Annotated in this window: 19 protein-coding genes, 1 pseudogene and 1 riboswitch; of the genes and pseudogenes, 3 read left to right on the top strand and 17 right to left on the bottom strand. The window is 70.9% G+C overall.

What is annotated here, in order from left to right:
- Positions 1-189 precede the first annotated feature (189 nt).
- The 5 genes and pseudogenes from ABZU25_RS30340 to thiE form a co-directional block, all read right to left on the bottom strand.
- Positions 190-768 (bottom strand): annotated as a pseudogene (locus ABZU25_RS30340) (thiamine phosphate synthase); the annotation flags it as partial.
- A complete protein-coding gene (locus ABZU25_RS30335) occupies positions 765-1,544 on the bottom strand; it encodes a thiazole synthase (RefSeq protein ID WP_355032762.1) in 780 nt (259 codons plus the stop codon). The pseudogene ABZU25_RS30340 and the gene ABZU25_RS30335, both read right to left, overlap by 4 nt.
- Complete coding sequence (thiS, locus tag ABZU25_RS30330; RefSeq protein WP_355032761.1) at positions 1,541-1,741, bottom strand: sulfur carrier protein ThiS; 201 nt, start codon at positions 1,739-1,741, stop codon at positions 1,541-1,543. The genes ABZU25_RS30335 and thiS overlap by 4 nt, the downstream gene beginning before the upstream one ends.
- Complete coding sequence (gene thiO, locus ABZU25_RS30325) at positions 1,732-2,883, bottom strand: glycine oxidase ThiO (protein WP_355032760.1); 1,152 nt, start codon at positions 2,881-2,883, stop codon at positions 1,732-1,734. Before thiO ends, thiS begins: the two co-directional genes overlap by 10 nt.
- A complete protein-coding gene (thiE, locus tag ABZU25_RS30320; RefSeq protein WP_355032759.1) occupies positions 2,877-3,503 on the bottom strand; it encodes a thiamine phosphate synthase in 627 nt (208 codons plus the stop codon). The genes thiO and thiE overlap by 7 nt, the downstream gene beginning before the upstream one ends.
- Positions 3,498-3,607, bottom strand: a riboswitch (TPP riboswitch). (Overlaps the previous gene by 6 nt.)
- Before the next feature lie 311 nt (positions 3,608-3,918).
- Between thiE and ABZU25_RS30315 the strand changes: the two genes are divergently transcribed.
- Positions 3,919-9,762, top strand: coding sequence for a ThuA domain-containing protein (locus ABZU25_RS30315; protein ID WP_355032758.1), 5,844 nt, complete (start codon positions 3,919-3,921; stop codon positions 9,760-9,762).
- 72 nt (positions 9,763-9,834) lie between these two features.
- Complete coding sequence (locus tag ABZU25_RS30310; protein WP_355032757.1) at positions 9,835-10,359, top strand: hypothetical protein; 525 nt, start codon at positions 9,835-9,837, stop codon at positions 10,357-10,359.
- Between the two features lie 85 nt (positions 10,360-10,444).
- On the opposite strand, the gene ABZU25_RS30305 is transcribed toward ABZU25_RS30310, so the two are convergent.
- Genes ABZU25_RS30305 through ABZU25_RS30295 form a run of 3 tightly spaced genes read right to left on the bottom strand, consistent with a single transcriptional unit; the run spans position 10,445 to position 13,769 of the window.
- Entirely contained in the window at positions 10,445-11,407 is a 963-nt protein-coding gene (locus tag ABZU25_RS30305; protein ID WP_355032756.1) for an aldo/keto reductase, read from the bottom strand.
- A 36-nt stretch (positions 11,408-11,443) separates the two neighbouring features.
- Entirely contained in the window at positions 11,444-13,123 is a 1,680-nt protein-coding gene (locus tag ABZU25_RS30300; RefSeq protein WP_355032755.1) for an ATP-binding cassette domain-containing protein, read from the bottom strand.
- Between the two features lie 40 nt (positions 13,124-13,163).
- Complete coding sequence (locus ABZU25_RS30295) at positions 13,164-13,769, bottom strand: methyltransferase (RefSeq protein WP_355032754.1); 606 nt, start codon at positions 13,767-13,769, stop codon at positions 13,164-13,166.
- Between the two features lie 103 nt (positions 13,770-13,872).
- Here ABZU25_RS30295 and ABZU25_RS30290 point away from each other — a divergent pair, with 103 nt between their 5' ends.
- Entirely contained in the window at positions 13,873-14,916 is a 1,044-nt protein-coding gene (locus ABZU25_RS30290; RefSeq protein WP_355032753.1) for a hypothetical protein, read from the top strand.
- Between the two features lie 22 nt (positions 14,917-14,938).
- On the opposite strand, the gene truA is transcribed toward ABZU25_RS30290, so the two are convergent.
- From truA to ABZU25_RS30245, 9 genes are all read right to left on the bottom strand, one after another.
- Positions 14,939-15,769 carry a tRNA pseudouridine(38-40) synthase TruA gene (truA, locus tag ABZU25_RS30285; RefSeq protein ID WP_355032752.1) on the bottom strand — a complete coding sequence of 277 codons (831 nt, stop codon included), beginning with the start codon at positions 15,767-15,769 and terminating at the stop codon, positions 14,939-14,941.
- A 70-nt stretch (positions 15,770-15,839) separates the two neighbouring features.
- On the bottom strand, positions 15,840-16,400 hold the full coding sequence (gene rplQ / locus ABZU25_RS30280; protein WP_355032751.1) for a 50S ribosomal protein L17: 561 nt from the start codon (positions 16,398-16,400) through the stop codon (positions 15,840-15,842).
- 34 nt (positions 16,401-16,434) lie between these two features.
- Positions 16,435-17,457 (bottom strand): DNA-directed RNA polymerase subunit alpha, encoded by a 1,023-nt coding sequence (locus ABZU25_RS30275; protein ID WP_007465227.1) that lies wholly within the window; start codon positions 17,455-17,457, stop codon positions 16,435-16,437.
- A gap of 98 nt (positions 17,458-17,555) precedes the next feature.
- On the bottom strand, positions 17,556-18,182 hold the full coding sequence (gene rpsD, locus ABZU25_RS30270; protein ID WP_030489600.1) for a 30S ribosomal protein S4: 627 nt from the start codon (positions 18,180-18,182) through the stop codon (positions 17,556-17,558).
- A gap of 13 nt (positions 18,183-18,195) precedes the next feature.
- Positions 18,196-18,603 carry a 30S ribosomal protein S11 gene (gene rpsK / locus ABZU25_RS30265; protein WP_030329919.1) on the bottom strand — a complete coding sequence of 136 codons (408 nt, stop codon included), beginning with the start codon at positions 18,601-18,603 and terminating at the stop codon, positions 18,196-18,198.
- A 91-nt stretch (positions 18,604-18,694) separates the two neighbouring features.
- The gene (gene rpsM / locus ABZU25_RS30260) at positions 18,695-19,075 is read right to left on the bottom strand and encodes a 30S ribosomal protein S13 (protein ID WP_355032750.1); all 381 of its coding nucleotides are present in this window, start codon (positions 19,073-19,075) and stop codon (positions 18,695-18,697) included.
- 261 nt (positions 19,076-19,336) lie between these two features.
- A complete protein-coding gene (rpmJ, locus tag ABZU25_RS30255; protein ID WP_088952025.1) occupies positions 19,337-19,450 on the bottom strand; it encodes a 50S ribosomal protein L36 in 114 nt (37 codons plus the stop codon).
- A 90-nt stretch (positions 19,451-19,540) separates the two neighbouring features.
- Positions 19,541-19,762, bottom strand: coding sequence for a translation initiation factor IF-1 (gene infA / locus ABZU25_RS30250; protein WP_007073013.1), 222 nt, complete (start codon positions 19,760-19,762; stop codon positions 19,541-19,543).
- A 305-nt stretch (positions 19,763-20,067) separates the two neighbouring features.
- Complete coding sequence (locus tag ABZU25_RS30245; protein ID WP_355032765.1) at positions 20,068-20,616, bottom strand: DUF1707 domain-containing protein; 549 nt, start codon at positions 20,614-20,616, stop codon at positions 20,068-20,070.
- Between the last annotated feature and the right edge of the window lie 46 nt (positions 20,617-20,662).

Here is a 20,662-nt window from a genome sequence, read left to right as displayed (position 1 = left end):
ACGCGACCGTTGCCGGCGGCGGTGGTGAAGGTGCCGGCGGCCCTGGTGGGAATCTCCGCGTCGGTCGGGATGCCCACTCCGGGCGGTCAGGCTTGATCCCTGCGTGGGCACGGTCGGCCGCAGCCCCGTGCGTGGGGACCTGGCTGACTTCCCGCCGGCTTGAGGAATCTCAGGGGTGACCGCCTCGGCATAGGCGCTGATGAGGGCGGCGGCTGCCGCATGCGGGTCTTCGGCTCGCATGAGGGAGCCCAGTACGGCTACTCCGGCGGCTCCTGCGTGGACGCAGGCGGTTACCTGTTCCGGGGTCTCAACCCCGCCCAGGGCCAGCACGGGCACCGGGCTCACCTCGATCAAACTGCGCAGCCCCGCGACCCCCAGCGCCGGGCCGTAACCCGGTTTGGTCTTCGTCGGCCAGACCGGGGAGAGGGTGGCGTAGTGCTCGGTGGTCAGGTGGTTCAGCTCGGTCTGGTGGTGGCAGGAGCGGCCGACCAAGCCGTGGGTCGGCGGCGGGTACGGGCCGGCGGCGGGCAGGTGGACGGCGTCGCCGCCGAGCGGGTCGGGGCCGGCCACGATGAGGGTTCCGCCGACGTCGGCGAGGATCGCGCGCAGGTCGGCGGCGAGGGCGGCGCGCTCGACGCGGGGCAGGTCCTTCTCCCGCAGCACCACCCAGCGCACTCCCCCGGCCACCACCCCCGCCACGACCTGGTCGAGCGCGCCGCGCGCGACAAGCCGGTCGGTCAACACGACAACACCGGACGGCGGCGTCACAGTTCCGGTCTCCCCTCGTCGGGAGTGGATGCGAGCGCGTGGAAGCGCCGGGCGATCCGGCCGGCGCCGGCCGCGAGCCGGCCCGCCTCGACCGCGTACCGCATCGCGGTGGCCATCGCCACCGGGTCCGCGGCCCGGGTAACCGCGCTGGCCAGCAGCACCCCGTCGCAGCCCAGCTCCATGGCCAGGGCCGCGTCGGAGGCGGTGCCGATGCCGGCGTCGAGGATCACCGGCACGTCGACGCCCTGCCGGATGAGCCGGATGTGGTGCGGGTTGCCGATGCCGAGCCCCGAACCGATCGGGGAGCCGGCCGGCATCACCGCGGCACAGCCCACGTCGGCGAGTCGGCGGGCGAGCACCGGGTCGTCGCTTGTGTACGGCAGCACGGTGAAGCCGTCGGCGACCAGTTCCTCGGCGGCGCGGAGCAACTCCACCCCGTCGGGCAGCAGGGTCCGCTCGTCGCCGATCACCTCCAGCTTGACCCAGTCGGTGTCGAACGCGTCCCGGGCCAGCCGGGCCACCTTCACCGCCTCGGTCGCGGTGTGGCAGCCGGCGGTGTTGGGCAGCAGCCGTACCCCGCAGCGGTCCAGCAGGTCCAGCAGCCCGCCAGCCGTGCCCGGGGCGGTGTCCACCCGGCGCAGGGCCACTGTGACAAGCTCGGTGCCGGACGCCCGGATCGCCTGTTCCAGTACGTGCAGATTGGCGGCACCACCGGTGCCGAGGATCAGCCGCGAGGTGAACGTCTCCCCACCCAGCTCGAACGACACGCCGCTCACCCGCCCTGCGCCGCGGTGAGCACCTCGACGCGGTCACCGTCGCGCAGCGCGGTGGTCGCCCAGCCCGCCCGGGGCACCACCTCGCCGTTGACCGCGACGGCCACCCCGCGCGGTTGCGGGGCGACGGCCCGGACCAGGTCGGCCACCGACACCTCACCCGGGACGCTTCGTCCGGCCCCGTTCACCGTCAACTCCACAGGTCCCCCTTCGTCGTCGGTTCGGGCTCGCCGCCGGCCGCCGCGCCGGCGAACCGGTCCGGTCGGAAGGGCGCGAGCAGCGGATCGGGTCCGCCGGTGCACACCAGGTCCGCGATCAGGTCGGCGGTGATCGGGGTGAGCACGATGCCGTGCCGGTGGTGACCGGTGGCGGCCAGCACGTCCGGCCGGCCCGGCAGCGGTCCGAGGATCGGTGCGTTGTCCGGGGTTCCTGGGCGCAGCCCGGCGACCGCCTCGACCAGGTCGTACTCGGCCAGCTCGGGCAGCAGGTCCACGCCGGCGCGGAGCAGACGCTGCACGGCACCGGCGGTGACAGTGGTGTCCGACCGTTCCTCGACCGTCGCGCCGAGCACGACCTCGCCGTCGGCTCGGGGCACCAGGTAGACGTGCTCGCCGTCGGCGTACCCCCGGATCACGTGCCGGAAGCCCGGCGAGCCGCCGTCGGGCGCGCGGAGCCGGAGGATCTGGCCCTTCACCGGCCGCACGGGCAGGCCGGTGAGTGTGGCGGCCCCGCAGCCGGCGGCGACGACTGTGACGTGCGCGTCCACATCGGACAGGCGCGCGACCGCCTGCGGCACCAGCACCGCGCCGGCCCGCTGCGCGGCAGTGCGCAGCGCCGGCACCAGCAGTCGAGGATCGACCTGGTGGTCGGTGGGCGCGAGCGCGCCGCCACGCACCCGCGGGGCGAGCGCCGGCTCGCGGTCGCGCAGCTCGCTGGGGCGCAGCGGGGTCACCGGCAGGCCCAACCCCTGCTGGTACGCCCAGAGCCGACGCGCCTCGGCCAGGTCGTCGCCGGTCAACCCGACAAGCAGGGTGCCCTCGGTCCGGTAACCGATGTCGACGCCTGTCGCTTCGGCCAGCTCGTCGGCGAACGTGGGCCAGCGGGCGGCGGACGCCAACAACAGCTCGGTCAGCTGCCGCTCACCGAAGTACGCCTCGGCGACCGGGGCGAGCATGCCGGCGGCCACCGCCGACGCCCCCGAGCCGGGTGCCGGATCGTGCACCACCACCCGCAGCCCCCGGGCGGCGCAGCGCCAGGCGATCGCCAGCCCGATCGGTCCCGCACCGACCACCGCCACGTCCGGCCGGGGCCGGTCGATCGACGGGGACCGGTCGGTCAGCACGTCAGGGCCTGGATCAGCGTGGCGGTCGCCTGCGCCGGGTCGGCGGCGGCGGACACCGCACCGACCACCGCCACCCCGTACGCCCCGGCGGCCCGCAGCTCCGGCACCCGGGCGGCGGTCACGCCGCCGATCGCGATGACCGGCACGTCGACGGCGTCGACGACAGCGCGGACGCCGGCCGGTCCGATCGGGTCCGGCAGGCCGGGCTTGGTGCTGGTGGGGTGGCATGGGCCGACGCCCAGGTAGTTGGCTCCCGCCGCGACGGCCTCGGTCGCTGTCTCCGGCGCGCGGGCGGTGGCTCCCAGCACACCGGTGGGGCCGAGCACCCGACGGGCGGCGGCGACCGGCAGGTCGTCCGCTCCGATGTGCCCGCCGGCCGCGCCCACCGCCAGCGCCACGTGCAGCCGGTCGTTGACCAGGCAGGTCGCGTCGTACGACACGCAGAGCGCCAGCACCCGCCGGGCCAGGTCGTACGCCTCGCGGTCGGTGGCGGAGTCCTCGACCCGGACCTGCACCACCAGGTCGGCGCGGGCCACCGTGAGGGCGGCCCGGACCACTGTGAGCGGGTCCCGACCGGGTCGGGTGTCGGTGATCAGATGCAGTCGCCCCAGGGACGGCACGGCAACGCTCCTCCCTGCGCCGGCATTATCCGGATCAGGTTCGACGGTCGGGGGCTGTCAGCCCCCCTCTCAGCCCGGTACACCGGGCTCCCGTGGGTTACTTGCGTGTCACCGTACGACAGATCCGCCGGTCTGCCAAGGCGAGATTCGGCGGTGACCGTCGGGCCGGAACGCACCGAATCGAGCTAGATCTGTGGGGCGGTTCATACGGTCCTGTTCGGAATGTCGCCTGCCGTTGCAGAACCGTTACCCGCCGGCATCTTGCCGGACATTGAACCAGCCGAATTAATTTGTTCAGCGATTCGACAAAATGTCGGTGGGGGCACCCTGGCACGGTGTGACCACCGGCTCCATCAGGGACGGCCTTCGGCGAGCCGACTCCCCCGAGCTCTGTCACTACGACACAGGAGGCGGCGTGTCCCGTTCTCGTCGTGCCCGCGTACCCATCACCGCAACCCTCATCTCCCTGGCCCTCGCCTCGACGACCCTGTTCGGCACGCCCGCGCAAGCCGCGCCGGCCGCCGCACAGGTCCCCCCGCGGGAGGCGGCGGCCGGAACCCCGGTCACCCAGGTGGCGCCGAAGGCGCCCCGAAAGGCCGCCGACGATCCCTTCTCGGTCCTGGTCTTCTCCAAGACCGCCGGCTTCCGGCACGACTCCATCCCCACCGGTGTCGCCGCCATCCAACAGCTCGGCGCCAGCAACGGATTCACAGTGGACACTTCCGAGGACGGCGCCGCATTCAGCGACGCCAACCTGGCGAAGTACAAGGCCGTGATCTGGCTCTCCACCACCGGTGACGTCCTCAACGCCGAGCAGCAGGCGGCGTTCGAGCGCTACGTGAAGGCCGGCGGCGGTTACGTCGGCATCCACGCCGCGTCGGACACCGAGTACAGCTGGGCCTGGTACGGCGACCTGGTCGGCGCGTACTTCGCCAACCACCCGCAGAACCAGCAGGCCACGGTCAAGGTGGAGGATCACGCCCACCCGTCCACGGCCGAACTGCCGGACCGCTGGTCCCGGTTCGACGAGTGGTACAACTTCCAGACCAACCCGCGGCCGGACGTGCACGTGCTGGCCAGCCTGGACGAGAAGAGCTACACCCCGGGCGCGGGCGCGATGGGCGCCGACCACCCGACCTCCTGGTGTCAGGACTTCGACGGTGGCCGCTCCTGGTACACCGGCGGTGGGCACACCCGGGAGTCGTACGCCGAGCCCGAGTTCCTGTCCCACCTGCTCGGCGGCATCCGGACCGCGGCCGGTGTCGCGGACGCCGACTGCGGCGCCTCCAAGACCTCGAACTTCGAGAAGGTCTCGCTGGACAGCAACACCAGCAACCCGATGGAGCTGGACATCGCCGGAGACGGGCGGGTCTTCTACATCGAGCGCGACGGCCGGGTGCAGATCATCAAGCCGGACACCGGCAGCACCGTCACCGCCGTCGACCTGGACGTCTTCACCGGCAACGAGGACGGTCTGATCGGCATCCGGCTCGACCCGGACTTCGCCACCAACAAGTGGGTGTATCTCTACTACGCCCCGAACGACAACGTCACTCGCAACCTGCTCTCCCGCTTCACTGTGACCGGCGACACCATCGACCCGGCCAGCGAGAAGCAGGTCCTGCGGGTCGACACGCAGCGCAACACGTGCTGCCACGCCGGTGGCAGCATGACCTTCGACAGCGCCGGCAACCTCTACCTGGCCACCGGTGACAACACCAACCCGTTCGAGTCGAACTCGTACGCGCCGCTCGACGAGCGGGCGGGCCGCCAGGACTACGACTCGCAGCGCACCTCGGCGAACACCAACGACCTGCGCGGCAAGGTGATCCGGATCCACCCGGAGGACAACGGGACGTACACCGTTCCGACGGGCAACCTGTTCGCGCCGGGCACCGAGAAGACCCGTCCCGAGATCTACGCGATGGGCTTCCGCAACCCGTTCCGGATCGGCACCGACCCGAAGACCGACACGCTCTTCGTCGGGGACTACGGACCGGACGCCAACACTGACAACCCGAACCGGGGCCCGCGGGGCCTTGTCGAGTGGAACATCGTGACCCCGGGCAACTACGGCTGGCCGTACTGCACGGGAACGAACGAGGCGTACAACGACTACACGTTCCCGTCCGGCCCGAGCGGCGCGAAGTTCGACTGCGCCGCGCCGGTCAACAACTCGCCAAACAACACCGGCCTGACCAACCTCCCACCGGTCGTCCCGGCCACCGTCGACTACGGCTACGCCGGTGACGCGCGGTACCCGGAGATCGGTGGCGGTGGCGCGCCGATGGGCGGCCCGGCCTACCGGTACGACGCCAACCTCAACTCCACCCGCAAGTGGCCGGCGTACTACGACGGCAAGGCGCTGCTCGGCGAGTGGAACCAGAACAAGATGTACACGATGCAGGTGACCGCCGACGGCAAGTCGCTTGTGGACATCAACCAGTTGCTCACCGGCATGAGCATGATCCGGCCGATGGACTTCGAGTTCGGCCCGGACGGCGCGTTGTACCTGATCGAGTGGGGCAGCGGCTTCGGCGGCAACAACGACAACTCCGGCATCTACCGGATCGACTACACCGCCGGTGACCGCGCGCCGATCGCGGCGGCGTCCGCCAACCCCACCTCGGGGCCGGCACCGTTGACCGTCACCTTCTCCAGCGCCGGCTCCCGGGACCCGGACGGTGGCGCGCTCACCTACGCCTGGGCCTTCGGCGACGGGCAGACCTCCACCGAGGCGAACCCGACGCACACCTACGCGACGGCGGGCAACTACACCGCCCAGCTCACCGTGACCAACCCGAAGGGCCGTACCGCGGTGGCCAACGTGCCGGTCACCGTGGGCAACACCGCACCGACGGTGACCATCGAGTTCCCGCCGGACGGTGGCTTCTTCAACTGGGGTGACCAGGTCCGTTACACGGTCAAGGTGACCGACCCGGAGGACGGGCAGATCGACTGCGCCAAGGTGAACCTCCAGGTGCTGCTCGGTCACGACGAGCACGCCCACCCGCTGGAGCAGCACACCGGCTGCACCGGCACCGTCCAGACGTCGCTCGCCTCCGGGCACGGCGCCGAGGCGAACGTCTTCGCGGTCTTCGAGGCCACCTACACCGACGAGGGTGGTGCCGGCGGCGCCGGCGCGCTCACCGGCCGGCAGATCGAGGTCCTCCAGCCCAAGCAGAAGCAGGCCGAGTACTTCACCGCCACCGGACGGGCATCGGTGAGCACCGGCGGCGGAGACGCCGGCGTGCAGCGGGAGGCCGGGGCCGACACCGCCGGTGGCGGCCAGAGCATCGCGTTCATCGAGGACGGTGACTGGTGGTCGGTCGCTCCGGCGGACCTGACCAACATCACCGAGATCCGGTTCCGGGCCGCCTCGGCCGCCGCTGGCGGTCGGATCGAGGTCCACGCCGGTGCGGTTGACGGACCGGTGGTCGCCACGGCCGTCGTGCCGTCGACCGGGGCGTGGCAGACGTACACGGACGTGAGCGCGCCGGTCACCGGTGCCGCGAGCGGCTCGCTGTACTTCGTTGCCCGCGATCCGAACGGCGGAACGGGTTCGCTGTTCAACGTCAACTGGATGGACTTCGTCGGCCGCGGTGTCACCGAGAACGCGCCGCCGGTGGTCAGTGCCACGGCCACCCCGGCCACCGGCACCGCACCGGTCACCGTCGCCTTCGACGGCACGGCCACCGACGCCGAGGGCGACACCCCGCTGACGTACGCCTGGGACTTCGGTGACGGCGGCACGGCGACCACAGTGGACGCCAGCCACACCTACACCAACCCGGGCACCTTCACGGCCACCCTCACGGTGACCGACAGCAAGGGCGCCAAGGCGTATGCCACGGTGCCGGTGCGGGCGAACGCTCCGGACACGTCCTGCCTCGGGGCGCGTTCGGACGACTTCAACGGCAACAGCCTCGACAAGGCCCGCTGGACGAGCGTGGTCCGGGAGAACCAGCTCTACTCGCAGAGTGGCGGCGCACTGCGGCTGCCCACCGGGGTCGGTGACCTCTACGGGGCTCGCAACGACGCCACCAACCTGGTGCTCCAGGCGGCCCCGACCGGCGCCTGGGAGATGACCACCAAGGTCACCCTCCCGGTGACTGCCAACTACCAGCAGGCCGGCCTGCTGGTCTACGGCGACGACGACAACTACGCCAAGGTGGACCTGCTCTACAACGGCAGCCGTCGGGTGGAGTTCATCCGGGAGACGGCGGCCACGCCGCGCAACGACGCCGCCGATGCCACCAACGCACCTGCCGGTGACACCGTGTACCTGCGGATCACCAGCGACGGGACGAACCTGACCGCGTCCGCCTCGGGCGACGGGCAGACCTTCACCCCGGTCGGCCGTTCGGCCGCGCTCGCCGGCATCACCAACCCGCGGATCGGGGTCTTCGCCCTCAACGGCGGCACCGAGGCGCCGGTTGTCGACGCCGCGTTCGACTCGTTCCAGGTCACGCCGGACGCCCCGGCCGGCCCGGTCGACCCGTCGGACGAGTTCACCGGCAGCTCGCTGGACAAGTGCCGGTGGGACGCCATCACCCGGGAGGACCCGAACGGTTACCGGGTCACCGACGGCGCGCTGCGGATCGACGTGCCCAACGGTGACATCTACGGCACCGACAACACCGGGCCGAAGAACTTCATCCTCCAGACCGCGCCGTCGGGCGACTGGACCCTGGAGACGAAGGTCGACGGCAGCCTGCTGAACGAGCAGTACCAGCAGGCCGGTCTGCTCGTGCAGGCGGACGACGACAACTACCTGAAGTTCGACTTCATCGCGGACAACCAGGCCGGCTCGGCGGTGACGCGGCGGATCGAGTTCCGCAGCGAGATCGCCGGGACGGTACAGCAACCGCAGCCCGACGTGACCAACCTGACCGATGCGGTGTGGCACCTGCGGCTGGCCCGCACCGGCGACACGTTCACCGCGTCGTACTCGGCGGACGGGACGACCTGGACCGCGCTGGAGGCACTGACCAACAGCGCGGTGGGGGCCACCCCGAAGGTCGGGCTGTTCACCCTCGGCGCCAACCAGACGGCGTCGAAGACCGCCTCGTTCGACTACTTCCGGCTCAGCACGGAGGTAGCCGACGAGACCGCGCCGGTCACCACGGCGGCGGTTTCCGGCACCCCGACCGACGGGTGGTACACCGGGCCGGTGACGGTGACGCTCACCGGCGCCGACGAGGCTGGCGGTAGCGGGCTCGCCGGTACGGAGTACCAACTCGACGGGGCCACCACCTGGACGGCGTACACCGCTCCGGTGGTCGTCACCGGAGACGGCGAGCACGAGCTTCGGTTCCGCTCGACGGACAAGGCCGGCAACGTGGAGGAGACGAAGACCGTCTCGGCCAAGATCGACGCAACCGCGCCGGTGACCTCGGCGACGTTCGCTCCGGCGAACGACGCCGGCTGGCACAACGGGACGATCCCGGTCGTGCTGACCTCGACCGACGCCGGTTCCGGCGTGAAGACGGTGGAGTGGTCGCTGGACGGTGGCGCGTGGACGCCGTACACGACGCCGGTCGCGGTGACCGGTGACGGGCAGCACGAGCTGCTGTACCGCTCCACCGACAAGGCGGGCAACGCCGAGACGCTCAAGTCGGCGATCCTGAAGATCGACGGCACCAAGCCGACGCTGCTCGTGTCCGGAATCGCCGACGGCCAGCTCTACGGAGACAGCCAGGATGTTCGGGTGTCCTGGCAGGCTGTCGACCCGACCTCGGGCATCGCGACAGTGGTCGGCAAGTTGGACGGCCAGGCGTACGCCAGCGGCACCTTGCAGGCCATGTACGAGCTGCCGCTCGGCCTGCACGAGTTGACAGTGACCGCGACCGACAAGGCGGGCAACGAGACCACCTCGGCGGTACGGTTCTTCGTCACCACCTCGTTCCGGGACATGCAGAACCTGCTGGACCGGTTCAAGGCGACGGGTCGGCTCTCGGCCAAGGCGCACAAGCAGTTGACGGCGAAGCTCGACGCGGCCCGTCAGGCCGAGGCGGCCGGCAACGACAACAAGGCGATCAAGCAGTTGACCGCGTTCCGCACGCTCGCCGCCGACGCCACACTGGTGGCTGAGGCGGAGGTCCGGGATGTCCTGGTCCGGGACACCGACGCGATGATCGTTCGGCTTGGCGGCGCGGCCAGCAAGGCCGGCGTCAAGGCGAACGACGGCGAACCGGTCAAGGGCACCGGGCGGCTCGGTGGCGATGCCACCCGGCTGGCACCCGGTCGCCAGCTCTGATCCGACGAGGCCCCTTCCCGACGCTGCGGCGTCGGGGAGGGGCCTCCCTCATTCGTAGTTGAGGAGATGTCCGTGACGGTTATCCGCAAGGTGTTGGCCGCCGTGTTCGCCGGACTGGCCCTGACCCTGTTCTCCGCTGCCCCGGCGGCCGCCCAGGCCGAAAAGATCAAGCTGACGGTGGCCGGCGACGGGGCGGTGGGGGTCACCATCCAGGCCACCTACGCCGATGGCCGGCGGCTGGACCGGGTGGTGCGGTTGGTGCTCACCGGCACCGGCCCGGACGGGCAGAAGGTCGGGCCGGTGCAGTTGGAGCCGCAGCCGGAGGGGCAGGGCTTCTACAGCAGCGGCCCGGTGCTCACCGCCGGTACGTGGAAGGTGACTGTGAACTCCCCCGCTCCACTGCCGGGCGAGGCCACCGCCACGGTGCAGGCCCGTGCCGCGCAGTCTCCGCCGGCACCGAAGCCGGTCGCGGTGACCAGGCCCACGGACGGAGGCGGGGCGGGCGGCTGGTGGCCGTTCGCGGCGGCCGGCCTGGTCCTCGTCGCCGCGGCGATGGGGGTGGCCATGCTGTTCGGCCGCCGCCGCACCACTACCTGATCGACCGGCGTTTCACCAACCGGGCCGGGCCGCGACGAGCGGCCCGGCCCGGTGTCGTCTGATCAGGAGGCAGTGTCATCGCGGCTCAGAGGATGGCGCGCAGTGCCGCCAGGTCCTCGTCGCTGGGCTCCCAGGTGCCGGCAGCGGCGTTGGCGTGCACCTGCTCGGGCGTGGTGGCACCGGCGATCACCGAGGTCACCGCTGGCTGGGCGGCCAGCCCACCGATCGCTACCTGGAGCATGGTCACACCCCGTTCGGCCGCGTACGCCTCGATCGCCTCGATGGTGTCCCAGTCGGCTGCGGCGAGCCGCTCCGCGTACCGGCCACCGCCGGAGAGCCGGCTGCCGGCCGGCGGCTGACCCGAGCGCTTGTACTTGCCGGTGAGCAGCCCGTTGGCGAGCGGGAAGAACGGCAGCATGCCGAGGCCGAACCGCTCGCAGGCCGGGATGATCTCGGTCTCCACCGAACGCTCCAGCAGGCTGTAGTGGTTCTGCGCGCTGATGAAGCGGGCCCGGCCGTTGGACGAGGCGACCCAGTCCGCGTCGGCGATCTGCCAGCCGGCGAAGTTGGAGTTGCCCAGGTAACGCACCTTGCCGTCGCGGACCAGATCGTCCAGGGCGGCCAGGGTCTCGTCGATCGGGGTGCCCGGGTCGGGCTCGTGCATCTGGTAGAGGTCGATGTGGTCGGTGCCGAGCCGGCGCAGCGACGCCTCCACCGCGCGGGCGATGTAGCGCCGCGAACCGCGGGCCCCGAAGTCCGGCCCGTTGAGGCCGTTCATGTCCATGCCGAACTTGGTGGCCACCACCACGTCGTCGCGGCGACCCTTGAGGGCCTGCCCGAGCAGCTCCTCGGAGCCGCCCTGCGGTTCGCCGTAGATGTCGGCGGTGTCGAACAGGGTGATCCCGGCGTCCAATGCGGCGTCCACCACCGCTCGGGTGCCGTCGAGGTCCAGCTTGCGGCCGAAGTTGTTGCAGCCGATGCCGACCACGGACACCACGAGCCCGGAGTCGCCCAACCGGCGATAGGTCATGTCAGTCACGCGATCCACCCTATGCCGGTCTGGCGCGCCGTCGTCGAGGACCGGTCAGCCGACGTCCCAGACCGGCTCCGGGGTCTCCACCACCTCGCTGTCGCCTCGGAACAGCACGAACCGGTCAAAGGAGCGGGTGAACCAGCGGTCGTGGGTGACGGCGACGACCGTCCCCTCGAACGCGTTCAGGCCCGCCTCCAACGCCTCCGCGCTGGCCAGGTCGAGGTTGTCGGTGGGCTCGTCGAGCAGCAGCAGCGTCGCGCCGGACAGCTCCAGCAGCAGCACCAGGAAGCGGGCCTGCTGACCACCGGAGAGCGTGCCGAAGCGCTGGTCGCCCTGTGCGGCCAGCTCGTAGCGGCTGAGCACCCCCATCGCCGCGTGCCGGTCCATCCCGGTGCGGTGCTCGTCGCCCCGCCAGAGGATCTCGACAAGCGTCTTCGACATCAGCTCCGGCCGGTCGTGGGTCTGGGAGAAGTGCCCGGGGCGGACCCGGGCGCCCAGCCGGGCCGTACCGTCGTGGGCCACCGGCGCGAGCGCGCCGGCCCCGTCGACCGGCCCGTTGGCCGGGTCGGGGTCGGTGCCACCGCGGGCCAGCAGCCGCAGGAAGTGCGACTTGCCGGTGCCGTTGGCACCGAGCACCGCGACCCGGTCGCCGTACCAGATCTCCAGGTCGAAGGGGTAGGTCAGGCCGTCGAGCTCCAGCTGCTCGCAGATGACCGCACGCTTGCCGGTCCGCCCGCCACTCAGCCGCATCCGGATGTCCTGGTCCTTCGGGGGTACGGGCGGCGGCCCGGCCTCCTCGAACTTGCGCAGCCGGGTCTGCGCGGCCTGGTAGCGCGAGGCCAACCCGTCGTTGTACGCGGCTTTCTGCTTGTACATGAGCATCAGCTCGCGCAGTTTCTGGTGCTCCTCGTCCCAGCGTCGACGCAGCTCGTCGAGGCGGGCGTGCCGGGCCACCCGCGCGGAGTGCCAGCTCGCGAAGCCGCCCGGGTGCACCCAGGCGCTGCCACCCTCGACGGCCACCACCCGGTCGGCGCTCTGGGCCAGCAACTCCCGGTCGTGCGAGACGTAGAGCACCGACTTCGTCGACTCGCGCAGTCGTGCCTCCAGCCAGCGTTTGCCGGGCACGTCGAGGAAGTTGTCCGGCTCGTCGAGCAGCAGCACCTCGTCGGGGCCGCGCAGCAGCAGCTCCAACGCGAAGCGCTTCTGCTGACCTCCGGAGAGGGTGCGCACCGGCCGGTCCCGCACCGCGTCCCAGGTTCGGTCGAGCACGATGGTCGCCACGGTGTCGAAGAGCACCTCGGCGTCGTACCCGCCGGCCTCGCCCCAGGCCGCCAGCGCGTCGGCGTACGCCAGCTGGGCCTTGGCCGCGGCGTTGCTGAACTTGCCGTGGGCCTCGGTCGCCCGCATGGCCGCCTCGGTCTCGGCGAGCCGGCGGCCGGCGTCCCGCAGCGACGGCGGGGCCAGTGACAACGCCAGGTCGGCGAGCGTCGACTCGTCGCCGATCATGCCGATGAACTGCCGCATCACGCCCAGACCGCCGGACCGGGCGACCGCGCCGGTGTGCACCGGCAGGTCACCGGCGACCATCCGCAACAGTGTCGTCTTTCCCGCGCCGTTCGGCCCGACCAGGGCGACCTTGCTGCCCTCGCCCACCCGGAACGACACATCGGCGAAGAGTTCCCGACCGTCGGGCAGGATGTGCCCGACCGCTGCCACATCCACGTATCCCACGCCGGGATCCTGCCCCAGCGGGGGCGGGAGGGACATCCAATTACCGGGTGACCCGCAGCACCCGGAAGCCCTTCTGGCTGGCGTACCGCTCGACCTGCCAGCCCTGTTCGGTGATCCAGCGTTGCAGCGAGTCGCCGCCGAGGTGCCGGGCGACGACCAGCCAGCCGACGCCGTCGGGTGCGAGTCGGGGCAGCCAGCGCAGCAGCAGCTCGTGCAACTCGTCCTTGCCGATCCGAATGGGTGGGTTGGACCAGATCTGGGCGAACCGGGTGTCTGCCGGCACGTCGTCCGGCGCGCGAACCCGGACCCGGTCGGCGGCATCGACCCGGGCCGCGTTGGCGGCGGTCAGCTCGCGGGCGCGGGCGTTGACGTCGACCGCCCACACCGTGCTCGCCGGCGCCAGGTCGGCCAGCACGCAGGCGATCGGGCCGAACCCGCAGCCGAGGTCGAGCAGGTCACCGGCGGTGTCGGCGGCGGGCAGCTCGGCCTTGCGCAGGAGTACGGCGGTGCCGGGGTCGAGGCGGCTGGCGGAGAAGACGCCGCCGGCCGAGACGAGCCGGTAGTCGCGGTCGGCGACGGAGAACTCGACCTCGCGCGGCGGAGCGTCGCTGGCGGGCTGAGCGGTGAAGTAGTGGTCGCCGGTCACGCCGGCAATTCTCGCACCGGCCCGGGCCGACCATGACGCGACCCACGCGCACATTTCCCCGATATTACCCCCTAAAGGGACAATCACTCCTACTCTGGGCGACATGGTGTATCGGTACGAGTCCGATGAGGACGCTTTCGAGGAGTACCCGGAGCCCGGGTCCGACCTGTCGGTGTTCGGCGCTGGTCCGCCCCCGCCGGCCGGGCCCTCTCCGTCACGCTTCCCCACGCCGTCGCTGCCCCGGGCGAACCAGCTCGCACTGCCGTCGACGCAGCCAGCACCGACCCGTGCCGACACTCCGCCCGCCGCTCCCCGCAGCCAGGTCTACACCTCCGCCACCGCGGCGCAGCCCAGGGCCCGACGCGGCGGCGGCCGGCTGTGGCAGGTGCTGATCGGCGGCGCGGCCGTCCTGGTGCTGCTCGCCCTCTGCGGCCTCGGCGCCGCCGCGCTGCTCGACGAGCGCGACGGGCAACCGACGGCCGACCCGACATACCAGCCGAACGCCGCGCCGACGTCCGCCGCGGCGGAACGGCTGGCCCTCGATTCCCGAGAATCCGACCAGGCCCCGCTCACCGCCAAGGAACTCTTCCCCGGCAAGGAGCTGAAAGTCACCGACGGCCAGCCGAGCTACCAGGTGCTCAAGACACAGTCCAGCGGCAGCTGCGCCGTCGCCGCCACCGGCGAGGTCGCCGACCTGCTGACCCTCCTCGGCTGCAACCAGGTCGTCCGAGCCACACTGCGTACGCCCGACGGCGGCCACCTGGTCACCGCCGGGTTGTTCAACCTCACCGACAAGGTCAGCGCGGAACGGGCCCGGGACCGGGTCCGCCCACTCCTCGACGAGCGGCAGGGCCGGTTCCGTGGCCTCACCGCCGGCGACGGCGACGGCACCGGCGTGCTGACCAGCGCCCCCGCCCGGGTCGGCTGGCAGGTGCGCGGTCACTACCTGGCGTACGCGCTTGTCGTCCGCGAGGACGGGGCGACGATCAAGGCGGGCGACACCACGGTCCGCGAGATCCTGTTCGACATGATCGAGCTGCACCTCAGCCGGGGCGTCCTGCAACAGCGGGCCGACGGTGGCACCGCCGCCCAGCCGACACCGGAGCCCACCGCCAGCAGCGGCGACGGCGACCTGCCCGGCGAGTGAGCCCTCGCCACACCGTCGGCGGTCAGCCCTCGACCGGAACCCGCAGTCGACGGGTGAGGTTGGCCCGGCGGGCGTACTCCGACGGATCCGCGGGGTAGCCGACGGCGACCAGGGTCAACCCGTGCGCGGGCGCCACTGTCACCTCGCTGGAGCGCTCCTGTCGGGCGAGCAGGCTGCCCGGCCACTCGACCGGGCGGCGACCGTCCCCGGCCACCAGCATCGCCCCCACCAGGCTGCGCACCATCGCCTGGCAGAACGCGTCGGCCTGCACTGTCGCGACCAGGATGCCGTCCGGGTCGCGGCGCCAGTCCAGCCGGGTCACCTCGCGCCACGTGGTCGCGTTCTCCTTGCGCCGGCAGTACGCGGCGAAGTCGTGCTCACCGACCAGGCCGGTCGCGGCGGCATTCAGCGCGGCCAGGTCCAGCGGCTTCGGCCAGGCCAGCACCTCGTGCCGGCGTAACGGCTCCGCGCCGAAGGGCGCATCGGTGACCCGGTACTCGTAGCGCCGGAAGGTCGCCGAGAACCGGGCGTCGAAGTCGGCAGGCATCTCGGTCATCGCCCGTACGCGCACGTCGGTGGGGAGCAGCCGGGCCAGGCGACGCAGCAGCCGCCCCTCGTGCTGCCGCCACACGTCGACGGGCAGATCCAGGTGGCAGACCTGCCCGGTGGCGTGGACTCCCGCGTCGGTTCGCCCGGCGACCGTCAGCCCGGTGACAGTACCGGCACCGAGGACCAGGTCCAGGGTCTCGACGAGCACACCCGCGACGGTGCGGCGGGTCGGCTGGGCGGCCCAGCCGGAGAAGCTCGTGCCGTCGTACGAGACGTCCAGCCGCAGCCGGATCCGCTCGTCCACCTCGTACCTCCTGTTACGGATCGAGCCCGGCACCCCGTGAGGGGTGCCGGGCCCGAAACGACGCCCGAAATCAGGCCTTGTTCTCCTCGGTCGCGAGGTCGCTGTCCTCGCGCGCCGCAGCGCTGTCACCGGACGCCGACACCGGCGCCTCGGAGTCCTGGTCGGCCGAGGCCGACTGCGGGGTCTCCTCGGCCGGGGCCAGGGCCTCGACCTTGTCCTGCTGCGCGGCCTTGCGGGCCACGGTCTTCTTGTTCACCTTCGGCTCGGCGACCTGAAGCTCTTCCACCAGCTCGATGATCGCCATCGGCGCGTTGTCACCCTTGCGCGGACCGGTCTTCACGATCCGGGTGTAACCGCCGGGGCGGTTGGAGTACCGGGGCGCGATCTGGTCGAACAGGGCGTAGACGACGTCCTTGTCCTTGACGACACCCAGCACCCGCCGCCGCGAGGCGAGGTCGCCGCGCTTGGCCTTGGTGATGAGCTGCTCGGCCAGCGGACGCAGCCGCCGGGCCTTCGTCTCGGTGGTCTGGATCTTGCCGTGCTGGAACAGCGCGGTCGCCAGGTTGGCGAGCATCAGCCGCTCGTGCGAGGGGCTGCCGCCGAGGCGGGGGCCCTTGGTGGGCGTGGGCATTTTTGGTGCTCCTCAGTTGTGGCGGCAGCGCGGACTAGAGCTGCTCGGTCTCGCGGTAGTCGTCGGTGTCGTAGTCGGCCTCGCCGAAGGTGTCCACGACGTGCGCCGGGTCGAAGTTCGGAGCCGAGTCCTTCAGCCCGAGACCCATCCCGGCGAGCTTCATCTTGACCTCGTCGATCGACTTCTGACCGAAGTTGCGGATGTCGAGGAGGTCGGCCTCGGTACGCCCGATGAGCTCACCAACGGAGTTGATGCCCTCGCGCTTGAGGCAGTTGTAGGAGCGGACGGTGAGGTCCAACTCCTCGATCGGCAGGGCCAGGTCCGCCGCCAGCTGGGCGTCCTGCGGGGACGGCCCGATGTCGATGCCCTCGGCGGTCTCGTCCAGCTCCCGGGCCAGCCCGAACAGCTCGACCAGCGTCGAACCGGCGGAGGCCAGCGCGGTACGCGGACCCATCGACGGCTTGGTCTCGACGTCGATGATCAGCCGGTCGAAGTCGGTGCGCTGCTCGACACGGGTCGCCTCGACGCGGTAGGTCACCTTCAGCACCGGCGAGTAGATCGAGTCGACCGGGATGCGGCCGATCTCGGCGCCGGACTGCTTGTTCTGTGCCGCCGTCACGTAGCCCCGGCCCCGCTCGACGGTCAGCTCCATGTCGAGCCGGCCCTTGCCGTTGAGGGTCGCGAGCTTGAGGTCCGGGTTGTGCACCGAGACGCCGGCCGGCGGCTGGATGTCGCCCGCGGTCACGTCGCCCGGGCCCTGCTTGCGCAGGTACATGCTGACCGGCTCGTCGTGCTCGGAGCTGACGCACAGCTCCTTGATGTTCATGACGAGCTCGACCACGTCCTCCTTGACACCGGGGATCGTGGTGAACTCGTGCAGCACGCCGTCGATCTTGATCGAGGTGACCGCCGCACCCGGGATCGACGACAGCAGCGTGCGCCGCAGCGAGTTGCCCAGGGTGTAGCCGAAGCCCGGCTCGAGCGGCTCGATGGCGAACCGCGACCGGGTCTCGTTGATCGACTCCTCGGAGAGGGAGGGTCGCTGGCTGATGAGCATCTTTTCTCTTCTCTTCCGGGGCGCCCGCTATTTGACGCCCGCGACACAAACTGTTCCGGTGGCCCGCCCCGAAGGGCGGGCCACCGCAACGAGCCCGACTACTTGGAGTAGAGCTCGACGATCAACTGCTCCTGGACCTGCGTGTCGATGACCTGCCGGGCCGGGAGGGAGTGCACGAGCACCTTCATCTGGCTCGGGATGGCCTCAAGCCACGCCGGAACCGTCTTCGAGCCGGCCTGAGCCTGCGCGACGATGAACGGGGTGAGCTCCTTGCTCTTGCCCCGAACCTCGATGATGTCGTGCTCCTTGACGCGGTACGACGGGATGTCGACCTTCTTGCCGTTCACCGTGAAGTGACCGTGCTTGACCAGCTGGCGGGCCATGTCCCGCGAGTGGGCGTAGCCGGCCCGGTAAACGACGTTGTCCAGCCGCGACTCGAGGATCTGCAGGAGGACCTCACCGGTCTTCGCCTGCTTGCCAACGGCTTCCTCGTAGTAACCGCGGAACTGCTTCTCCAGCACGCCGTAGACGCGGCGGGCCTTCTGCTTCTCGCGGAGCTGGAGCAGGTACTCCGTCTCCTTGGTGCGGCCGCGGCCGTGCTGCCCGGGCGGGAACGGCCGGGACTCGAACGGGCACTTCGGACCATCGCACTTGCTGCCCTTGAGGAACAGCTTCATCTTCTCCCGCCGGCAACGGCGGCAGTCAGCACCGGTGTAACGAGCCATCTCTCTCTACCTCTCAGACCCGGCGACGCTTGGGCGGACGGCATCCGTTGTGCGGCTGCGGGGTGACGTCGGCGATCTGCCCGACCTCGAGGCCCACGGCCTGCAACGAACGGATGGCGGTCTCCCGGCCGGAGCCGGGGCCCTTGACGAACACGTCGACCTTGCGCATGCCGTGCTCCATGGCGCGACGCGCGGCAGCCTCGGCGGCCAGCTGCGCGGCGAACGGAGTCGACTTGCGGGAGCCCTTGAAGCCCACCTGGCCAGCGGAGGCCCAGGAGATGACCGCACCGGTCGGGTCCGTGATGGACACGATGGTGTTGTTGAACGTGCTCTTGATGTGCGCCTGCCCGTGGGCGACGTTCTTGCGTTCCTTGCGCCGGACCTTCTTGACAGCGGCTCCGGCACGAGCCTTCGGTGGCATAAGTCTGTGCGCTCCTAGTTGACTTTCCGGACTGGGTTGCGGCCTGGCCCACCTCGGCGGCGGCCGACCCCGTCATCCGGTTAAGAACTACTTACTTCTTGCCGGGCTTCTTCTTGCCGGCGACGGTCCGCTTCGGGCCCTTGCGGGTCCGTGCATTGGTCTTGGTCCGCTGGCCACGCACTGGCAGGCCCCGGCGGTGCCGGATGCCGGCGTAGCAGCCGATCTCAACCTTGCGGCGGATGTCAGCGGCGACCTCGCGGCGCAGGTCGCCTTCAACCTTGTAGTTGCCCTCGATGTGGTCGCGGAGCTGCACGAGCTCCTCGTCCGTGAGGTCCCGAGCGCGCTTGTCCGGCGAGATGCCGGTGGCGGCGAGTGTCTCCTGGGCACGGGTGCGACCGAGCCCGAAGATGTAGGTGAGCGCGATTTCCATCCGCTTCTCGCGGGGGAGATCCACGCCGGCTAGACGTGCCATGTGCGGGCGTACTCCTCGTGATGTGTGGCGGAGGTGTGGACCCGTCCCATCCCGCTACCGGCCGTCCCGTCTTTCCGACGCGGTGAGCGCCGGCGACCGGGATCGGTCGCTGCCCGAGCGGGCCCCGGCCTCCGACCGGGGGTCAACCACGATTGAGTACGCGCTGCGTACCGCTCGTGGCTGGAACGAGCTGGTGTTGTGCTGCCTGGATCTGCGGCCGGGACCGATCCGACCGGCCGTGTCACGGCCGGTGGGACTGAGTCAGCCCTGGCGCTGCTTGTGGCGCGGGTCGCTGCAGATGACCATGACCCGGCCGTGCCGGCGGATAACCCGGCACTTCTGGCAGATCCTCTTGACGCTCGGCTTGACCTTCACGGTTGCCTTACTTCCCATCTGGCCCGGGGACGCGCCATGCGCGAAGCCGGACGTCGAAGACGGACACGGACTTCCCGGCCGTCGTCAGGACTACTTGTAGCGGTAGACGATGCGCCCGCGGGTCAGGTCGTACGGCGAGAGTTCGACGACGACCCGGTCCTCCGGAAGGATGCGGATGTAGTGCTGCCGCATCTTGCCGCTGATGTGAGCCAACACCTTGTGGCCGTTCGCGAGCTCTACCCGGAACATGGCGTTCGGCAGAGGCTCGATGACCCGACCCTCGATCTCAATGGCTCCGTCTTTTTTCGGCATGTCCTCCGCTGTCCTGACGTCGATTGCTCCGGGCGACCCACAACGTCTTACACGGAAATCTGATCAGAATCAGAAGTCCGCGCCAGCCGCGGCTCCAGGTCCCACCGAAGCGCAGGGTGGGCATGCCGGAGTGGACGCTGTGCGCCGATCTGAAAGTCTACGCCGACCTGCACTCGCACGCCAAACCGGCCACCCACCCACCTCACCGACTCATGTCGATCATGAAGTTGTCGTCACGACACGCCGCTTGAGACGACGCTAACTTCATGATCAACGCGCGGCGTGGCGCGTCGGGGCGGGGTGGATCAGCCGACCGAGGGTGGGTTGTCCGGTTCGTTGGCGCGGAGCTCGCGTTTGCGCTCCCGCTTCACCCGCTTGCGCTCCCGCCGGCGCTCCCGCTCGATCGCCTGGCGCCGGGGCTCTCCCCCGGCCAACCCGCCCACCGTCCGGAGCAGCAGCACCACCCCCCACGGCCCGGCCACCCAGGCCGGCCAGAAGTAGAGCAGTTCCTGACTCAGCAGCGAGGTCACGCCCCAGACGGTCACCACGATAGCGAGCACCCTCAGGTACGGCCACCACACCTCGCCCAGCCAACGATTGGTGTCGCCGAGCGCGAACGAGGCGAGCCGACCGGTGGGCGGCTGGGCCGTCGGGCTGGCCGACCGCAGGGCCGGCTGCGACGGGGGCGGCATCGGTGGCAGGTCGATCAGCAGCGTGTCCAGCTCGGCGTACGTCCGCGCGGCGTAGGCCCGTTGCAACCGCTCGTCGTACTCGTGCAGGTCCACACGGCCCTCGTTGAGGGCGGCCCGCAGCCGTTCGGCCACCGCCTCGCGGTCCGCGTCTGCCGCTCGCATCCTGTCGCGCCCGTCCATGCCGGCAAGCATGCCACCGGCACGCCAG

Source organism: Micromonospora sp. NPDC005215 (assembly GCF_040607915.1).
Taxonomy (GTDB): Bacteria; Actinomycetota; Actinomycetes; order Mycobacteriales; family Micromonosporaceae; genus Micromonospora.
This window is presented reverse-complemented; position numbering and strand designations above follow the sequence as displayed.